A 525-nucleotide genomic window follows, 5' to 3' on the forward strand; every position below is an offset into this window, starting at 1 on the left:
CTCTGTTTATCAATTTCAAATTAAGCTTGAATTACAAATTGAGTTGCTGTTAAGGCTGGTTTATTCGTTAAGGTAAGGAATTGAGCCCCTGTACCAAAACCTGCGGCTGTACCATTTTGATTATAAAATAATCCTCCGGTTGCAGTGTTATACACAATATCCGCCGCGCTGGTCGCAGCGAGAGCATCGGTGGTCACTTTGGCAAACTCACCAACAACAGAAAACCCAGTTCCCGCAATACTGCTAATACTGGTAAAGGTGGTTTTATCTAATACAATTTGATCACCTTGGGCTATGGTAAAATCGGTAATCGTATCTACACCAACGGCAGAAGTAGCAAAAGCAGCATTGGTATTGTAGATAAATTTATCCGCACCAAGTCCACCTGTAAGGGTATCATTAGCAGCATCTCCACTCAGAGAATCATTGCCATCCCCACCTAATAATTGGTCAGCACCGCTACTACCATTGAGAATATTATTAGCAGTATTTCCGGTAATAATATTAGCTAAAGTATTACCCGTA

At 41.0% G+C, this 525-nt stretch carries 1 pseudogene; it reads right to left on the reverse strand.

Annotation, left to right across the window (positions count from 1 at the left end):
- Positions 1–20: 20 nt before the first annotated feature.
- Positions 21–525 (reverse strand): annotated as a pseudogene (locus PL9214_RS31855) (calcium-binding protein); the annotation flags it as partial.

The organism is Planktothrix tepida PCC 9214, assembly GCF_900009145.1.
GTDB lineage: Bacteria > Cyanobacteriota > Cyanobacteriia > Cyanobacteriales > Microcoleaceae > Planktothrix > Planktothrix tepida.